17 protein-coding genes are annotated in these 17,146 nt (G+C 36.5%); 13 read left to right on the forward strand and 4 right to left on the reverse strand.

The genetic code is table 11. The features are described 5' to 3' along the window. The first annotated feature begins 264 nt into the window (after positions 1 to 264). The 5 genes from ACFQZ1_RS17200 to ACFQZ1_RS17220 all read left to right on the forward strand — a co-directional run bounded on the left by ACFQZ1_RS17200 (position 265) and on the right by ACFQZ1_RS17220 (position 2,927). On the forward strand, positions 265 to 1,104 hold the full coding sequence (locus ACFQZ1_RS17200) for a DUF2935 domain-containing protein (protein ID WP_377883420.1): 840 nt from the start codon (positions 265 to 267) through the stop codon (positions 1,102 to 1,104). 352 nt (positions 1,105 to 1,456) lie between these two features. Further along, positions 1,457 to 1,756 (forward strand): YjdJ family protein, encoded by a 300-nt coding sequence (locus ACFQZ1_RS17205; protein ID WP_377883421.1) that lies wholly within the window; start codon positions 1,457 to 1,459, stop codon positions 1,754 to 1,756. Positions 1,757 to 1,882: 126 nt separating this feature from the next. Then, complete coding sequence (locus ACFQZ1_RS17210) at positions 1,883 to 2,287, forward strand: VOC family protein (protein WP_377883422.1); 405 nt, start codon at positions 1,883 to 1,885, stop codon at positions 2,285 to 2,287. Positions 2,288 to 2,506: 219 nt separating this feature from the next. After that, entirely contained in the window at positions 2,507 to 2,743 is a 237-nt protein-coding gene (locus tag ACFQZ1_RS17215) for a DUF2553 family protein (RefSeq protein WP_090918724.1), read from the forward strand. Position 2,744: 1 nt separating this feature from the next. Next, on the forward strand, positions 2,745 to 2,927 hold the full coding sequence (locus tag ACFQZ1_RS17220) for a sporulation protein Cse60 (RefSeq protein ID WP_020060291.1): 183 nt from the start codon (positions 2,745 to 2,747) through the stop codon (positions 2,925 to 2,927). Positions 2,928 to 3,049: 122 nt separating this feature from the next. On the opposite strand, the gene ACFQZ1_RS17225 is transcribed toward ACFQZ1_RS17220, so the two are convergent. Together ACFQZ1_RS17225 and ACFQZ1_RS17230 are read right to left on the reverse strand one after the other, a co-directional pair. After that, on the reverse strand, positions 3,050 to 4,498 hold the full coding sequence (locus ACFQZ1_RS17225) for an MDR family MFS transporter (RefSeq protein ID WP_377883423.1): 1,449 nt from the start codon (positions 4,496 to 4,498) through the stop codon (positions 3,050 to 3,052). Between the two features lie 68 nt (positions 4,499 to 4,566). Beyond that, positions 4,567 to 5,832: a BaiN/RdsA family NAD(P)/FAD-dependent oxidoreductase gene (locus ACFQZ1_RS17230; protein ID WP_377883424.1), complete on the reverse strand. Its 1,266-nt coding sequence runs from the start codon at positions 5,830 to 5,832 to the stop codon at positions 4,567 to 4,569. A gap of 152 nt (positions 5,833 to 5,984) precedes the next feature. Here ACFQZ1_RS17230 and ACFQZ1_RS17235 point away from each other — a divergent pair, with 152 nt between their 5' ends. Both ACFQZ1_RS17235 and ACFQZ1_RS17240 read left to right on the forward strand, forming a co-directional pair. Continuing rightward, positions 5,985 to 7,640: a putative polysaccharide biosynthesis protein gene (locus ACFQZ1_RS17235; RefSeq protein ID WP_377883425.1), complete on the forward strand. Its 1,656-nt coding sequence runs from the start codon at positions 5,985 to 5,987 to the stop codon at positions 7,638 to 7,640. A gap of 45 nt (positions 7,641 to 7,685) precedes the next feature. Beyond that, a complete protein-coding gene (locus tag ACFQZ1_RS17240) occupies positions 7,686 to 8,423 on the forward strand; it encodes a pseudouridine synthase (protein WP_377883426.1) in 738 nt (245 codons plus the stop codon). 89 nt (positions 8,424 to 8,512) lie between these two features. On the opposite strand, the gene ACFQZ1_RS17245 is transcribed toward ACFQZ1_RS17240, so the two are convergent. Next, positions 8,513 to 8,734, reverse strand: a complete 222-nt coding sequence (locus ACFQZ1_RS17245; protein ID WP_035436379.1) for a DeoR family transcriptional regulator — start codon at positions 8,732 to 8,734, stop codon at positions 8,513 to 8,515. A 354-nt stretch (positions 8,735 to 9,088) separates the two neighbouring features. Here ACFQZ1_RS17245 and pepV point away from each other — a divergent pair, with 354 nt between their 5' ends. From pepV to ACFQZ1_RS17265, 4 genes are all read left to right on the forward strand, one after another. Next, a complete protein-coding gene (gene pepV, locus ACFQZ1_RS17250) occupies positions 9,089 to 10,495 on the forward strand; it encodes a dipeptidase PepV (RefSeq protein ID WP_377883427.1) in 1,407 nt (468 codons plus the stop codon). A 152-nt stretch (positions 10,496 to 10,647) separates the two neighbouring features. Beyond that, positions 10,648 to 11,202: an RNA 2',3'-cyclic phosphodiesterase gene (thpR, locus tag ACFQZ1_RS17255; RefSeq protein ID WP_377883428.1), complete on the forward strand. Its 555-nt coding sequence runs from the start codon at positions 10,648 to 10,650 to the stop codon at positions 11,200 to 11,202. Between the two features lie 67 nt (positions 11,203 to 11,269). Beyond that, entirely contained in the window at positions 11,270 to 13,411 is a 2,142-nt protein-coding gene (pulA, locus tag ACFQZ1_RS17260) for a type I pullulanase (RefSeq protein WP_377883429.1), read from the forward strand. A 243-nt stretch (positions 13,412 to 13,654) separates the two neighbouring features. Beyond that, on the forward strand, positions 13,655 to 14,452 hold the full coding sequence (locus ACFQZ1_RS17265; protein ID WP_377883430.1) for a phosphotransferase: 798 nt from the start codon (positions 13,655 to 13,657) through the stop codon (positions 14,450 to 14,452). A 1-nt stretch (position 14,453) separates the two neighbouring features. Here the strand turns inward: ACFQZ1_RS17265 and ACFQZ1_RS17270 are convergent, their stop codons facing one another. Beyond that, on the reverse strand, positions 14,454 to 14,732 hold the full coding sequence (locus ACFQZ1_RS17270) for a YtzH-like family protein (RefSeq protein WP_377883431.1): 279 nt from the start codon (positions 14,730 to 14,732) through the stop codon (positions 14,454 to 14,456). 209 nt (positions 14,733 to 14,941) lie between these two features. On the opposite strand from ACFQZ1_RS17270, the gene trmB reads away from it, so the two are divergent. Both trmB and ACFQZ1_RS17280 read left to right on the forward strand, forming a co-directional pair. Continuing rightward, positions 14,942 to 15,595, forward strand: coding sequence for a tRNA (guanosine(46)-N7)-methyltransferase TrmB (gene trmB / locus ACFQZ1_RS17275; protein ID WP_377883432.1), 654 nt, complete (start codon positions 14,942 to 14,944; stop codon positions 15,593 to 15,595). Between the two features lie 513 nt (positions 15,596 to 16,108). After that, positions 16,109 to 17,092 (forward strand): S66 family peptidase, encoded by a 984-nt coding sequence (locus tag ACFQZ1_RS17280; RefSeq protein ID WP_377883433.1) that lies wholly within the window; start codon positions 16,109 to 16,111, stop codon positions 17,090 to 17,092. The last annotated feature ends 54 nt before the right edge of the window (positions 17,093 to 17,146 follow it).

The raw sequence follows: 17,146 nt of genomic DNA on the forward strand, positions 1-17,146 counted from the left end.
CTCTTGCTGTTAAATGGTAGCTTTTTTGTCTTATTTTTGTTTTTAATAATTAAAACGCAAGCGCCTAATAGCAGCAGCTTCAGAACAGAAGAAATCACTTTGGAGTCGTCTGTTTGGTAAGTAAATTAGAATGATTATTTATGTTGTGATGAATAGAAAAAAATAAGATTATTTTTATAGCCAGACGGAGCTTTTATTGATGGTATTTTTATATATCTATTCATAAGAATAGAACTAGCATAGTAATTACTGGAGGGATTGAAAATGAATAGGATACATCCTGATACGGGTGTTACATCTGTAATGTTTGTTGAACGATCATTAAATGAAATTCGTTTTTGGTCTAGAATCATGAAAGAGCATTCTTTATTTCTTCGATTGGGGTTTAGATGTGAGGATACTCAACTAATCCAAGAGGCTAATCAATTTTACCGATTGTTTGAACAGATCGAACAAATTGCACATTCCTATACAAATCAAACAGATCCTGGACAAATAAAAAGATTTAATTCAGAAGTACAACAAGCTGCAACTAATATTTTCGGATTTAAACGAAAAATTCTAGGATTAATTCTCACATGTAAATTGCCAGGGCAAAATAATTTTCCACTGTTAGTTGATCATACAAGTAGGGAAGCTAATTATTTTAGAAATCGTTTAGTTGAATTAAATGAAGGTAAATTGGATGCTCTTCCTGATGCTATTATTAAAGAAAATGTTTTCTTTTTAAGGATTATGGCAGACCATGCTAAATTTATTGGTCATCTTCTTGATCCATCGGAAAGAAAGCTTGTAGATATGGCTCGGAATTTCAGCAATGATTTTGATCAATTGATGTATCAAGCAATTGACTTAGAATCTATGAAACCACAATCTCAAACAGTTCCTCTTTTAGATCAATTCCTGGATCAAAATCGTGTGTCAGTCACAGCTCTTCGGGATTTTAAGAAAACGGCACGTGACTTAATTGAGCAATGTAAAATAAAGAGTATCATTCATCCACTATTAGCAGACCATGTTTTCCGTGAAGCTGATAGATTCCTTGAAATAATTGATATGTTTGATGCTCATCTTACAAGCGTTAAATCACAACCTAGGCAATAATAGAAGAGATCTCGGACTTCTATCTTAAAATTAAGAGATAGCATCATATTGCTATCAACCTAAGAGAATTAAATACCAAAAAAAGAGCTTATATTACTATAAGCTCTTTTTTTATGAAATTTCAAATCATCGATGTTGGCTTGATAGGCATGTGGTGTTACCCCATTATAAAATGGGATATTGAACCACACTCTATCAACCTCTATTATGAATATATGGGATATTATGTATTTTTGTGTTGAGGTGGATTTGTATGTCAAAAATATAAAGGTTCTATTCTTGCAATAGCTAGTACTGTTATTTACATTGTAACAACACTTATCGTTTCAATACATAGAAAGAGGAGAGTTCTGTGAAAATAAGATACATGGTTCAATTCGGAGTAGCTCTTATATTCTTCATCGTTTCAACTATTATCAGTTGGTATGAAGGAAGTAATTTAATTGAGGATTCATTTGACTGGAAATATTCCGCTAAGTTTACGAATTATTTCAAAGGGCCTGTTTTAGATTCCCATGACATCTTGCAAATCGATTTTTTTGTATATGCAGCTAAATTTTATCCTATACCAGTTATCATTATGGTTGCTAGTTTTGGATATATGTTGCTGTTAAGTGTGTATATTGTTTTGAAAAGAAGACTGATTTCTTAAAGATTGTTTTATACTCCTATTTTCGTACCTCGTTCTAACTCTAATGGGGGATTTTAAGAAGCATATCGCTATTTTATAGTAGTAGTAGATGAAAGTGCTCTTGAATTCATAGAGGGAGGAATTTATATGAAAAAATGGATTCAGTTTAGAATAGCAAGACCGACAGACAAACTTGAAGAAGTAATTAAGTTTTACGAAGAAGGATTGGGGTTAAAACGCATAGGCGAGTTTCATAATCATGAAGACTATGATGGGGTAATGTTTGGATTACCTGGTGTAGAATATCATTTAGAGTTTACAAGGCATATGAATGGAAGTCCATGTCCTGCTCCAACAAAAGATAACTTACTTGTATTTTATTTTCCTGATAAAAGTGAAATCGAAAAAATACATCATAGACTAAATACAATGGGATATGATGAAGTTGAGCCGGAAAATCCTTATTGGAAAGAAAAAGGAATTACAATAGAAGACCCTGATGGATGGAGAATTGTACTCATGAATACAGAGGGATTGCGCTCTCGCGATTAAAGATGCAAGCTCATTAACGGAGCGGGGGTTCTATATTACAAAATTTATTGTTATAAATTTTTATTAAAAACGGAGAACGATTATTTTGTTTATAGTTTATAGGTTTACCTCAAGTTTCTTCTTTTCTCCTTAGCATATCCTCTTAAATTTCATTCATAAAATAAAAAATTCTTAATACAATAAACCAAATCCGTTCTTTTTCGAAAGGAGGGGTGGGGGATGAGTCGCACAATTAAAATCGATATTACAGACAAGGTAGTAGCGAAATTTAAGACAGATTATTTGGAATTATACTCTAATAAATTTATGATTGGTAAATTTTATGTCTATACTGAAGAGAAGCAGTATGTATTAGAAGATGGTTATTTGTATGAAGATGGTAAGTTTTATCGCATCATTGATACGCGCCGAGATAATAGTCCAGCAGTAGAAGGTTGTGACTTAGGATGGTGTTAATGTGATTCGAGTAAAGATATTTGATGAAAGTCATGAAAAGGATTTAGAAGAGGCGATCAATGTCTTTTTAAAGAAGATGGATGAAGAACAAATTGTAGATATTAAATACCAAGTATCGGTTTCGAACAATGATGAAGAGAGTCAAATTTATTGTTTCTCAGCAATGGTTGTATACCGAAGTTAAATAGAAAAAGTACAAAAAAGACGACGGGAAGTCGTCTTTTTTGTATTCTCGTTTTCATATGAATATATCGGTGCTTTTTACGATATATCGATCATTCGACAACACACGATATGAATAGTTTTTTACTTATTTACAGCCTTTTGCTTAGGTGATTCAGCATTTTCTTGGTTCGGTTTTAAGAGTAACCATGAAATGAGTAAACTCATAACAGCTAATATAAACGTGCCGCTAAAGATAATATGAACACTAGAAGCTAACACTTCTTGCGATCCTGATACGGTACTTCCGTGTTCTGAGGTTACTAAGTTTACATTTCCGTTTCCTGCACCGTGAATCATTGTATTGAAGATCGTTCCAAATACAGCTGCTCCTAGCGTTTGGCTAAATGTATTAATAAATGTATTTAAACCGACCGCTGTTCCGCGTTTATTTGCAGGGACAGAAGCTTGAATTGTCACCATAAAGATTGGTGTCACAAGTCCCATTCCTAAACCAAACAGACCCATTGCGATATAAATGAGAGATGGGTGCGAATGAGTAGATAGTGCAAATAATAGGAATGTTGCAACCGATAAAATGCTGCCGCCAAGTAAAATAATTTGTTTCGTTTGTAATCGGCCAACTAAGTTACCAGATAGCATGGCTCCAACTGTCCAAAGGACTGGAATTGGCATGAGAATCAAACCGGCTTCTGTTGCATTTTTGCCTAATACACCTTGGGTCCAAATTGGAAGATACATTGTAATACTAATAATCATACCACCAGCAATTAACGTTAATACGTTCACAATAGATACAGCTCGATTAGAGAAAAGTTCTAATGGAATTAATGGTTCTGGTGATTTTTTTTCTATGAGTAAGAAAATGATGAATGCGACAACTGCGAATAGCAGCAGGCCAATAATTGTGATGTCTCCCCAGTTTTGATGCTGACTTCCCGTTAATAATGCATAAAGTAAGGCAATCGTACTAAGTGAGAAGATAACAGCACCTGGATAATCGATATGGTGTTTTGATGGTGTGATAGATTCTTTATAAGAAATCGCAATCATCACACAAGCAAAGATTCCAAATGGAATGTTTAAGAAAAAGATATAACGCCAAGAGAGTGAATCGACTAAAAACCCGCCAACTAATGGTCCGACAACACCAGATACACCCCAAACAGCACTCAGCCACCCTTGTGCTTTTGCTCTGTCCTTTGCTTCGCTGTATAAGTCACCAATAATAGTCATTGTAATTGGCATGACAGCTCCTGCACCTAACCCTTGCAGGGCGCGGAAAAGAATTAATTGTTCCATTGTCGCTGCAAGGCCGCATAATGTAGAGCCGATTAAAAAGATAGTTGCACCAATTAATAGTACCTTTTTACGCCCAAATAAGTCTGCTAACTTCCCATAAATCGGTGTTGTTACTGCGGTTGCTAACATATAAATCGCATATACCCAGCTTACGAGGCCTACGCCTGATAATTCGCTTGTAATGCGAGGTACAGCTGTGCTAACGATTGTTCCTTCAACGGCGGAGAGGAATGTCATTAACATTAAAGATATCATAACTTTTTTTCTCATCTGTTTACCCCTTTGTTTCTTTCATACTGATACATCGGTGATTTTACAATATCTGACATTTTTTACTATTATATGTTAGCATTTTGACCAGCAGTCATTCCAGCAATTCGGCCTGTAATAAGTGCAGAAGTAATATTATACCCGCCTGTATAGCCGTGAATATCAAGAACTTCTCCGCAGAAATATAAGCCGTTCATGAGTTTTGATGACATTTCTTTCGGATTAATTTCTTTGACAGAAACACCACCGCCTGTTACAAACGCTTTTTCAAGAGGCTGCGTTCCATTTACGGTAAAGGTAAAGCCTTTAAAGTCTGTAGCAAGAGCACGGATTTTTTCGTGAGAAATTTGCCCGCATTGCTGACTGCCGTCAATTTCATTTTTTTCTAATAGGAATAAGAAATAACGTTCAGGTACATAACCTTTCAGTACATTTTTCAATCCTTTTTTCGGTTCTTCTTTTATTTGTTTCATCATGCGCTGGAAGAGTTGTTCACTATTTTCATCTGGCAGTGCATCAATGCTCATTGTTACTATGTTTGTTTTGAACTTTTTCATCGTTTTCACAACAAACTGACTGCAGCGAAGAGCAGCTGGGCCAGAAATACCGAAATGGGTAAAGAGCATGTCCATTTTATGAGAGATAACAGCTTTTCCTTTTGGATTTAACACGCTTAGTTCTACATCACGCAGTGCCAAGCCCTGTAATGTTCGTTCACGAATAAATGGTTCATTAGAAAGGATCGGTACCTCAGTTGGGAATAGTTCTGTAATTGTATGTCCAGCTTTTTCAGCCCAAGCATAGCCATCACCAGTTGAGCCCGTATGCGGTACAGATTTACCACCAACAGCGATTACAACATGATTTGTTTCAAGAATTTCTCCATTTTGCAGAATAACCGCTTTTGTTTGCCCGTTTTCATACTCTACTGTTTTAACAGGAAGATTCGTACGAATCGTAACGCGCAGTTCCTTTAAGCGTGTTAATAAAGCATCGACTACTGATTGTGCTTTATTCGATACTGGGAACATGCGGCCGTGATCTTCTTCTTTTAATTTCACGCCAAGGTTTTCGAAAAACTGAATAATATCTTCATTATTAAAAATAGAAAAAGCGCTGTATAAGAAACGACCATTTCCAGGAATATGTTTTACAATTTCATCAAGCGGGAGACGGTTTGTCACATTGCAGCGTCCTCCACCAGAAATCGCAAGCTTTCTTCCTAATTTATCGCCTTTATCAAGAAGTAAGACGCGTGCACCTTCTTCTGCAGCACCGATTGCTGCCATTAATCCAGAAGGACCTCCTCCGATGACAATTACATCATAATGCATATAAATCGACCTCATTTTCTTGTTTTGCTGCATTCAAGAATATCACGTTTTCATAGAAAAGAAAAATAAGGGAAGGTACTGTTTACATGAGAAATTGTGGTACAATACAAAAGTTAAGTTCAGCGTTTTGAATAATGGAGGAGGATTTTTTTATGTCCGATTCAAAATTTTTACGCGGAACGCTTATTGTGACGCTTGGGACATTTTTAGTAAAGTTCCTCGGTATGATTTACGTCTTTCCGTTTCATGCGTTAGTTGGTACAGAAGGCGGGACGCTGTATACGTATGGATATATTCCGTATACAATTTTTTTAAGTATCGCAACGGCAGGAGTGCCGCTTGCAGTTTCGAAGTTTGTTTCGAAGTATAATGCGCTTGGAGATTATAAAACAAGCCGAAGAATGTTTCGCTCAGGTATGATTATGATGATTGTGAGCGGGATTCTTTCCTTTTTCGTATTGTATATGTCAGCGCCGTTATTTGCTGAGGCAATGCTAGGGAAACAGAGTTTACATAACAGCTTAGAAGATGTAACAATGATTATTCGTCTCGTTAGCTTTGCACTTATTGTTGTCCCAGCAGCGAGTTTAATTCGCGGCTACTTCCAAGGTCACCAATCAATGGGACCGACAACTGTTTCACAAATTATTGAACAAATTATTCGTATCGTATTTTTACTTGCAGGTAGTTTTATCGTAATAAAGGTATTGAAGGGTTCGGTCGCAACAGCAGTTGGTGTGGCGACATTTGCAGCGTTTGTTTCCGCCGTCGGGGCACTAGCTGTGCTCATTTGGTATTGGATGAAACGAAAGCATCATTTAGATCAATATATTATGAATCAAACAGTACCAGAATCAACAGTTCGTACATTTGACCTATTTAAAGAGCTGTTTGCTTATGCGATTCCTTACGTTGTAGTTGGATTAACGATCCCGCTTTATCAGCAAATTGATGCGTTAACATTTAACTCAATTATGCAGGCAATTGGACAAGGTGATATTGCAGAGCGTGCTCTTGGTATTTTTACGATGTGGACACATAAGTTAATTATGATTCCAGTATCGCTTGCAACGGCATTTAGCTTAACGCTTGTACCAGCGATTACAAAGTCGTTTACAGAAGGGAAGTTCCGTTATTTAAAACAGCAAATTACACAAACATTTCAAGTGAATATGTTTTTAACATTACCAGCTGTCGTTGGAATTTCCGCTTTGGCTTATCCGATTTATACAGCATTTTATGAAGCTGATCCGCTTGGCGGAAAAGTATTAATGTGGTATGCACCAGTCGCATTATTATTTGCATTATTCACAGTCACATCAGCCATTTTGCAAGGAATTAATCAACAAAAGCATGCGATTATTGCACTTGGCATGGGGATTATTTTAAAATTCTTATGTAATGTGCTGTTTATTCGTTATTTTGGAACAATCGGTGCGGTCGTGGCAACAGGTGTAGGATTCTTCGCATCCATTTGGTATACAAATAAACAAATTCGAAAATATGCCCATTTTTCATTTGAACTTGTATTTAAACGAACGTTTCAAATTGCAGTATTAACAGCTGTGATGGTGATTGTTGTAAAGCTATTATTATGGATCCTTTCCTTTATGCTTCCATATGAGACAAGCCGTTTTGCGGCATTGGTTACAGTAGGCATTTGCGCAATGGGAGGAGCGGCTGTATATGGCTATCTAACACTTCGTACAGGCGTAATAGAACGAGTACTTGGCGGTGAATTTTTAGAGAAGATTCAGCGTAAACTTGGTAGTAGATTCAAGATTAAAGTGAAAACGAAAGGGGCGTAATTGTGCGCCTCTCTTTTTCTGAGTATAAAAAGAAGGTGTGAAACAATGAGATTAGATAAATTATTAGCAAACATGGGCTATGGTAGCCGAAAAGAAGTGAAGAAATTATTAAAAGACGGCATTGTAAAAATAGATGGCGTACCGGTGAAAGATGCGAAATATCATGTGAATGTGGAAGAACAAGAGGTTATGATTCACGGTGAAGTAGTTGAGTATAAAGAGTTTGTATACTTAATGATGCATAAACCGCAAGGCGTTATTTCTGCAACAGAAGATGATAATCATGAAACGGTTGTCGATTTATTAGAAATTGAAGATGCGATTTTCGATCCATTTCCAGTTGGAAGACTTGATATTGATACGGAAGGTTTTCTATTATTAACGAATGATGGAAAGCTAGCACATCAATTACTGTCTCCGAAAAAGCACGTACCGAAAAAATATTTTGCGAGAGTAGCTGGAAAAGTTACTGAAGAAGATGTTGCAGCGTTCAAAAAAGGTGTTATTTTAGAGGATGGATATGAAACGAAGCCAGGAGAGCTGACAATTCTAATAAGCGATGATGTCTCTGAAATTGAACTTGTCATTACAGAAGGAAAGTTTCATCAAGTAAAGCGCATGTTTGAAGCAGTTGGAAAAAAGGTTGTGTACTTAAAGCGTACAGAGATGGGACCTTTAGTGTTAGATGAAGAATTAGAACTTGGCCAATATCGTGAGCTGACAGATGAAGAAGTAGAAATGCTGAAGTCATATCATTCTCAAGCAGAGGGTTTAGAGAATTAATATAGTACCCTGAGACCGATTCCAATAACGAAAAAGAATCCCCTTTCTCTGTATAGAAAGGGGATATATTGTAAATCAAGTTAAATTTGTCACGAGGTCATTCTCACTTTCTTTCCTGTTGTTGTCCACTTACCGCGGCAAGGGCTATACACGAGTTCATTAAATTGCAACACATTCAGATCGCGCTGTATCGTTCGCGGTGTGATCCCGAACTCATCTACAAGGTCTTGCGTCGTTACGGTGCCTTTCTCATTAATGTACATATAGATAGATTTAATGCGTGTTAGCATACGAGTAGTTGTAGGTTTTATCAAAAAACCACTCCTCTACAAGTTTTTTGACCCATTCAGGAAAGAAGGTCTTTACTTCCATTGTACTCCATATGAAAAAAATCATGCTCTAACTTGCTCAAGTTTTACAAAATTTTAACATGTAATAGAGTTTGTAGAAAGAAAGTTGTTGATATTTTGTTTCTCTTTATCAACTATCTTACTAAATTTCTACGGAAAACGTCAAATTCCTGCAAAAAATTTTGAGAAAAATAAGAAAAAACCAATTTTAATTATCTGAAATATTTAAATTGTTCGGTATTAATCCTTTCCTTGCTAGCATAATAAGAAATCGTTTGCTATGATGAAAGAGAGAATAGAGAAGAAGGTGAAGGTATGACAAACATAAATTGGATGCAAGAAGTAGAGAAACGAAAAGATACTCTTATTCACGATGTACAGCAATTTTTACAAATTAAAAGTGTATGGGAAGAAGAGACGGCAAAAGAAGGTGCACCATTTGGCGAGGGTGTAGCAAAAGCATTATCTTTCATGCTGGATAAGGGAGAAGCTGACGGATTTCTTTCTAAAAATTTAGAAGGATACGCAGGTCATTTAGAGATGGGAAAAGGAGAAGAACTTCTTGGTATTTTATGTCATGTTGATGTTGTACCAGAAGGAGACGGCTGGACAACTCCTGCATATAGTGCGGACATTCGCGATGGTAAAATTTTTGCACGTGGTGCAATTGATGATAAAGGGCCAACAATGGCAGCTTACTATGCAATGAAAATTGTAAAAGAATTAGGGTTGCCGCTTTCTAAACGTGTTCGGATGATTTTAGGAACAGATGAAGAAAGTAATTGGAAGTGCGTGGATCATTATTTCAAACATGAAGAAATGCCAACAATGGGATTTGCACCAGATGCAGATTTCCCAATTATTAATGCAGAAAAAGGAATTTGTGATTTATATGTTGTTCAAAATAAAAAAGAACATGCAGCAGGAGAGAATGTATTAGTATCATTTTCATCTGGCCGCCGTTTAAATATGGTTCCTGATTTTGCAGAAGCTGTTGTAACGAGCGAAAAAGCAGCAGAACTTGCAAGTCAGTATGAACAATATGTGCAAAAAGCAAAGAAAAATGGAAAAGCAATTGTGGGAGGAAATACAGTTACACTGCAAGTAAAAGGCATTTCTGCACACGGCTCTACGCCTGAGCAAGGAGAAAATGCAGGATTAACACTTGCGAACTTCTTAGCGACAATTTCTTTAGATGAGCAAGGTGCAGCATTTGTTAGCCTAGCAGCGGAAACATTCACAAATGATACGCTTGGGAAAAAAGCTGGCATTGCTTATGCAGATGAGATTACAGGGCCATTAACAGTAAACGTTGGTCTTCTTTCTTATACGAAAGAAGAGGGTGGTAAACTGGGATTAAATATTCGTTATCCAGTTACAACAAACTTAGAAGGAACGCTGCAAACATTAACGAACTATGTGAGTGCAAAAAACTTTGCTATAACAAATATGTCAGACTCTCGCCCGCATCACGTAGATAAAGATCATGTGTTAATTCGTACACTTCAGCGTGTATACGAAGAGCAAACAGGCGAAAAAGCAGAGTTATTAGCAATTGGCGGCGGTACATATGCACGTTCATTAGAAGCGGGCGTTGCGTTCGGTCCTCTATTCCCAGGAAAAGAAGAATTGGCGCATCAAAAAGATGAGTATATTGAAATTGAAGATTTACTAAAAGCAACAGCTATTTATGCGCATGCTATTTATGAATTAGCGAAATAGTAGCAACAATACATGAACCGCTCTCTACAACGAGAGCGGCTTCTTTTGTATGTATGGAGAATAAGAAGACGTTTCACACTAATAATAGTGAAAAGTCCTGCTTGGATGTATTTTGTTAGACAGTTTAATAACAGGCAAAGGAGTTATAAAAGATGGCGAGACATTATTTTATTGCAGTGAAATTACCAAATGAAATAAAGAATGTGCTGGCGGAGTGGAAAGAAGCAATAGAAGAACTTACCTCGTTTCGTTCCTGGGTACATAAAGAGGATTATCATATTACGCTCTCGTTTTTAGGAAGTGCTGAGGAAACGCAGCTTAAAAAATTGAAACAAGACTTGCAGCAACTAACTAAAATTTTACGTTTTTCACTTACATTGCAAGGATTTCATACATTTGGCAGAAAAGAACAGCCGCGTGTTTTTTGGGTGGGAGTGGAAGAAGAAAGGGCTTTATTTGACTTACAAAAACAAGTGTATGCGATATGTGAACAAAATGGTTTTCAATTAGAAACACGTCCGTATCATCCTCATATAACCGTAGCTCGTAAATGGAGAGGTGAAGAAGATTTTGATAAGAACCAGCTTCCGTTAGTATCGCCGCGTATATTTGAAGTCGAAACAGTAACATTATACGAAACGCATGTGGATCAGGCGCCGAAGTACGAGGCAATCTATGAAATATCTTTACATAAGGCACAAGCTTGAAAACGTTTTCTGTTTTTTTGAATATACTATAGAAAATGGAATGTCTCTTGGGAGGATGTGAGTACATATGTTAAACATACAGCGTACGTTTGAAGCATATTTAGATGAAATGGATAAAATCACAATTTTACTTCCGCATGCGTACGGAATGAGTAGCATCTTCCATTTAAAACAAGGTGCAAATGAATGGGAGCTCATGATCGAACGTATCACCTCTCTTCCACATGCAATAAAATATGAATGTAAAGTGAGTGAGCCAATTACACTGAATCAGTGTTATATCATATGTGATGAGCGCGGTGTAGAAACAGATTTGCAGATGGGTGCTGTTATTCGAACAGAGAAGTTTGATGAGTTATATATGTACGATGGAAATGATTTAGGAGCTTCTTATTCAAAGGATCAAACGAAGTTTAAAGTGTGGGCACCAACAGCCACTAAAGCAAAAGTTCGTATTTATGAAAGCGCCGATGTGTATACAGATTATGAAATGAATGGACAAGAAAAAGGCGTTTGGTGCTATGAATTGCTGGGAGACTGGGACGGTGCGCAATATACATTTCTTGTCTGTGTCAATCTAGTTTGGCGAGAAGCGGTCGATCCATATGCAAAATCAGTTTCTTTAAACGGCACATATGGAATCGTCGTAAATCTTGCGAAAACATATATACAAGACTATGAACCGTTACCGCCAATGACTTCTATGACAGATGCCATTATTTATGAGACACACATTCGTGATGTGACGGTTCATCGTAATAGCGGTGCGAGTAATAAAGGAAAGTATCTCGGTTTAACGGAAGAAGGAACGGTAGGAAAAGATGGGACGTTAACAGCCCTTTCTTATATAAAAGAATTAGGAGTTACACATATCGAATTATTACCTATTCATCATTATGCCGGAGTAGATGAGGAGCAGCCGTTTACAACGTATAACTGGGGGTACAATCCGTTATATTACAACGTTCCAAATGGCAGTTATGCAACAAATCCGATTGATCCGTACAACCGAATTGTTGAATGTAAACAAATGATTCAAGCGCTTCATAGAAATGGTCTACGCGTTATTATCGATGTTGTTTATAACCATGTATATGAAAGAGAAACATCTTCTTTTGAAAAGCTTGTACCAGGGTATTATTTTCGGCACGATGAAAATGGAATGCCGTCAAATGGGACGGGTGTTGGAAATGATATTGCATCAGAGCGTAATATGGTACGTAAATTCATTGTCGATTCGGTATTATATTGGTTAACTGAATATAATGTGGACGGATTTCGTTTCGACTTGATGGGTATCTTAGATGTTGACACGATGAACGAAATTCGTGAAAAAACAAATGCAGTGAAAGAACATGTAATATTACTAGGAGAAGGATGGGATTTGCAAACACCACTTCCTACCGATAAGAAAGCAACGTTGCAAAATGCAATCCAAATACCATGCATTGCTCAGTTTAATGATCAGTTTCGAGATGGAATTAAGGGAAGTACATTTGACGTGCAAAAAGGAGGCTACGCTCTTGGTGAAACAGCAAATAAAGAGCATATTCAATATTTACTTACAGGAAGTATTCCTTATTTAAAGCCGTCTAGTTTATTTACAGAACCTGTGCAAAGTATTAATTATGTAGAATGTCACGATAACATGACAATGTGGGATAAGATTGCAGGCAGCAGTAAAGAAGAGGAACAGTTGCAAAAACGTCGTCATCGCCTCGCGACAACAATGACATTATTAGCACAAGGTATTCCGTTTTTACATGCTGGTCAAGAGTTTTACCGTACAAAACAAGGAAATGAAAATAGTTATAATGCCCCGGATTGCATTAATCAGATGGACTGGGATCAAAAGGAGCGAGAAGAAGAAAATGTTTCCTATATAAAAGGAATGATTCGTATTAGAAAATCACACGGAGCATTTCGTTTTGCTTCTTCTGAGCTAATTAAGCAGTATATATCCTTCTTAAATACAGTTCCTTCTGTTGTTGGGTATTATTTACAGGATGTGCAGCAGTTTGGGATGTGGAAAGAAATTGTCGTGTTCTTTCATAACGGAACAGAGGAGCAAACTGTGTCATTACCAAATAGCGGTATATGGCATGTGCTTGCAAATGATATAAAGGCAGCAGAGGTTCCAATTTCTTCATTTGATGGAGATACATTTGTGATTGCTCCGATTAGTACCTATATATTGGCGAAAATGTGACGAATCGACCCTTGACGATGCGAATATAATAAATGTAGAATTGACAAAGGTGGCTATTCATATCAGTTGCCAGTATAATATTGCTTTTGTAAAATAAAGTAAAAGAGTGAACAGCTTGTTTGTTTCTCTTTTCTTTCGTTTTCATACAGTGAAACAGAATGGATGGAAACCTTCAACATGTTTTGAAATATGTTGTGGTGTTTCTTTTCGTAACTATAAAAGATAAGGAATTGTTAACGGGTAATGAACATGGAATGGTTGGAACAATTGTTAGGAGAAGAATGGAAGGTTATACCAGCCGGAGGGGCGACAGGGGATGCTTACATTGCGCACAATGAACAACATAAACTATTTTTAAAGCGTAATTCATCGCCCTTTCTTGCGGTATTGTCAGCAGAAGGAATTGTTCCGAAGCTACTTTGGACAAGGCGATTAACAAATGGTGATGTTATTTCAGCACAAAAGTGGCTACCAGGACAAAGATTAGAGCCAGAAGATATGAAATCTAAGCGAGTTGCAGCCTTGCTGAAAAAAATTCATTCTTCTGAAGCGTTAGTGCATATGCTTCAAAAGCTTGGGAAACAGCCCCTACAAGCACAAGATATATTAGAAGAAGTGCTTCTCACCTTGCAAGAGGATGTAAAGCAAAATGAAATCATTCAAAAAGGACTTCAGTATTTACAAAAGTCCCTTCAACATGTAGAATCTGATAATCTTGCTGTTTGTCATTGCGATGTAAATCATAACAATTGGTTATTAACAGATGATAATGAATTGTTCTTGATTGATTGGGATGGAGCAATTATTGCAGATCCAGCTCTTGATATTGGGATGCTACTTCATTGGTACATTCCAAGAGATGAATGGCACGACTGGCTTGAACATTACGGATTAGAACTGACTGATTCTTTGCTAAGCCGTATGAAATGGTATGTTACGCTGCAATGTATGATTTTTGTACAATGGTACACAGCAAAAAATAAGCAAGTAGAAGCAGAATATTGGCTTCAATATTTAATGCAACTACTCGCTTCAGAATAATTTAAGAAAAACTATCCATTCCTGTAATCCATTGTGACAGTTGTTCTTGATGACCAGAAATATGGCCGTCTAAATCAGGAGAGTATTTACCCGATTGACTATAGTAATATACATCGTTTAACATCGTTTTGACCTCATTGCTCACATTGTCATTTGCAAGTAATGATTGAATGAGACGTTCTAATTGTTCACACTCAGAAACCGTTCCACAGCAATCACTTTGATGATTGACTAAGATGTCTTTTAAGATTGCCATTTGATGTTCATGATTAAGTGGCATTTTTGACACATCCTTTTCAGTTGTTATCGTAACAATGAAACGAGCGTAATGAACCGTCAGCGAAGAGCTGATGGAAGTTGTATGTAATACACTTTGTAGTTTCCATCAAAATAGTAAATCTTATACTTGAAAGAAACGGACCGAGTGCTCGTACGTACTTGGTTTTTTATTTGATACACACATCTTGAAACACAGAGAGGGAGAGAACTATGCGCTTAAGACATAAACCATATGCAATGGACCGAACGAAAGAATATTCGCAGTTTGTAATTGGAAATCCGGAAGAACATAACGGGAAATGGAAAGAATTATTTGGTAACGACAATCCAATTCATATTGAAGTTGGAACAGGCCGCGGCCGCTTCATGTACGAAATGGCAAAAGCAAATCCAGATGTAAACTACATTGGCATCGAGAAGTTTACAAGTGTAATTGTAGATGCGCTTGATAAACTAATTGAAGAAGCAGTGCCGAATTTAAAATTAATTAATAAAGATGCAGAAGATTTAACAGTATTCTTCGCGGAGAATGAAATTGATCGCGTGTATTTAAACTTCTCCGATCCATGGCCAAAGAATCGTCATGAAAAACGCCGTTTAACGTATAAAACGTTTTTACGCAACTATGAAACAGTACTTGTAAAGGGTGGAGAAATTCACTTTAAAACAGATAACCAAACCTTGTTTGAATACTCTCTTACAAGTATGGCGGAATATGGCATGCTGCTGCCGTTTATTAGCTTAGATCTTCACAACAGTGATTTTGAGGGCAATATTATGACGGAATACGAAGAAAAATTCTCAAGCAAGGGAAATCGCATTTACCGCGTTGAAGCAAAATATCGTACGGAACCTGTGCAATAATGCGCAGGTTTTTTCTTTTGAGGAAGTTACATAAAATAAAACTTCCATCAGTGGGGGGAGCTTCAGCTACCACTGATGGAAAGTTTGCCCTAGTCGGGCCTTTACTACCTATAGGTAGTGTGGGAGAAAGTGAAGAAGCCGCCCCAAAGTACTAGCTTTGTGACAGCTTCTTGGAAATAAAAAGAAAGAGTTAGAGAAGCACAAGATTGTCGATGAAAGTGAAATGGTTTAAAAACTCAATTTTCAGAAAAATTTAAAGCTATAGGGTTTTTTCTACTCTTTCTTTATGGTTATAAGTTTATCACTAAAAATATTATAAATCAACAAAAAATAGACAATTTTCTTTATAATTCGACATTTTTGTAAATTGATGTGAAAAGCGTCTTATTTCACAATTTAATATATAAATTTAAAATGATTAATGGAAGTTTCATTTTACATCAGAACCATCTAAACTATTATTAAGTCATATTAAACGTGGATATCACATGTAATACATAGGAGTGAAAAGGATTGTTTCAGTTAAAAAAAGGAGATCAAATAGGTGTTTTTTCACCATCATTGCCGGGTACATATACATCACCTAATAGATTCAAACGTTCCAAACAGTTTATGGAAAGTAAAGGATTTCGTATCGTTGATGGAAGTCTTACTGGAAAGCATGATGGGTATCGATCTGGAAGTATAAAGGATCGTGCTCAAGAGTTGAATGAACTTATTCGAAATCCAGAAATTAAGTGTATTATGTCGTCTGTTGGAGGAAGCAATTCAAATTCTTTACTTCCTTATTTAGATTATGAAGCAATAAAAAAACATCCTAAAATGTTTGTTGGATATTCAGACGTTACAGCAATTTTGTTGGGGATTTATGCTAAAACAGGTATTCAAACATTTTATGGACCTACCCTAATTTCGTCATTGGGAGAATTTCCTCCGTATGTGAATAATACATTTTCGTCATTTGAAGATATGCTAATAAAAAGTGAAGCACTTCCATATGAGTACCCGTTATATCCTGTTTGGACAGATGAGCAATTAAATTGGCAGACACAAAATCGCTCCAAAAAAAGTTATCTCAATGAATGGGTTTGTGTAAAAGAAGGTGTAACAACAGGTCGGTTAATAGCTGGAAATTTAGCAACAATGTTAAGTATATGGGGAAGTCCGTATATGCCTGCTATTAATAGGGGAGATATTTTAATGATCGAAGACTGTAAAAAAACAGCAGCGTTAGTTGAAAAGCATTTTAGCTTCTTAAAAATAAATGGTACCTTTGATAAAGTTAGCGGCGTAATCTTAGGAAAGCATGAACAGTTTGACGATCAAGGAACAGGATTAACACCATATGACATTTTACTCGAAGTAATCGGAGACCTTGATATCCCTATTTTAGCGAATTTTGATTGCTGTCACACACACTCTATTGTAACAATGCCAATTGGAGCGACGGTTGAATTAAATGCAACGCAGAAAACAGTTCGCATTTTGAGTTTTTAACTTTTTACTTATACTCGATATAACTAGAACGCTACAAAAGTCCCTTCAGAAAAT

The organism is Bacillus sp. CGMCC 1.60114, assembly GCF_042676365.1.
Classification (GTDB): Bacteria; Bacillota; Bacilli; order Bacillales; family Bacillaceae_G; genus Bacillus_A; species Bacillus_A rhizoplanae_A.

Bases quoted from the DNA above. Each gene is read 5' to 3' on its own strand.
- ACFQZ1_RS17235 (WP_377883425.1), top strand. From the start codon at position 5,985: ATGTCCGATTCAAAATTTTTACGCGGAACGCTTATTGTGACGCTTGGG.
- pulA (WP_377883429.1), top strand. From the start codon at position 11,270: ATGTTAAACATACAGCGTACGTTTGAAGCATATTTAGATGAAATGGAT.
- trmB (WP_377883432.1), top strand. From the start codon at position 14,942: ATGCGCTTAAGACATAAACCATATGCAATGGACCGAACGAAAGAATAT.
- ACFQZ1_RS17215 (WP_090918724.1), top strand. From the start codon at position 2,507: ATGAGTCGCACAATTAAAATCGATATTACAGACAAGGTAGTAGCGAAA.
- thpR (WP_377883428.1), top strand. From the start codon at position 10,648: ATGGCGAGACATTATTTTATTGCAGTGAAATTACCAAATGAAATAAAG.
- ACFQZ1_RS17225 (WP_377883423.1), bottom strand. From the start codon at position 4,498: ATGAGAAAAAAAGTTATGATATCTTTAATGTTAATGACATTCCTCTCC.
- ACFQZ1_RS17265 (WP_377883430.1), top strand. From the start codon at position 13,655: ATGAACATGGAATGGTTGGAACAATTGTTAGGAGAAGAATGGAAGGTT.
- ACFQZ1_RS17200 (WP_377883420.1), top strand. From the start codon at position 265: ATGAATAGGATACATCCTGATACGGGTGTTACATCTGTAATGTTTGTT.
- ACFQZ1_RS17210 (WP_377883422.1), top strand. From the start codon at position 1,883: ATGAAAAAATGGATTCAGTTTAGAATAGCAAGACCGACAGACAAACTT.
- ACFQZ1_RS17270 (WP_377883431.1), bottom strand. From the start codon at position 14,732: ATGCCACTTAATCATGAACATCAAATGGCAATCTTAAAAGACATCTTA.
- ACFQZ1_RS17230 (WP_377883424.1), bottom strand. From the start codon at position 5,832: ATGCATTATGATGTAATTGTCATCGGAGGAGGTCCTTCTGGATTAATG.
- ACFQZ1_RS17240 (WP_377883426.1), top strand. From the start codon at position 7,686: ATGAGATTAGATAAATTATTAGCAAACATGGGCTATGGTAGCCGAAAA.
- pepV (WP_377883427.1), top strand. From the start codon at position 9,089: ATGACAAACATAAATTGGATGCAAGAAGTAGAGAAACGAAAAGATACT.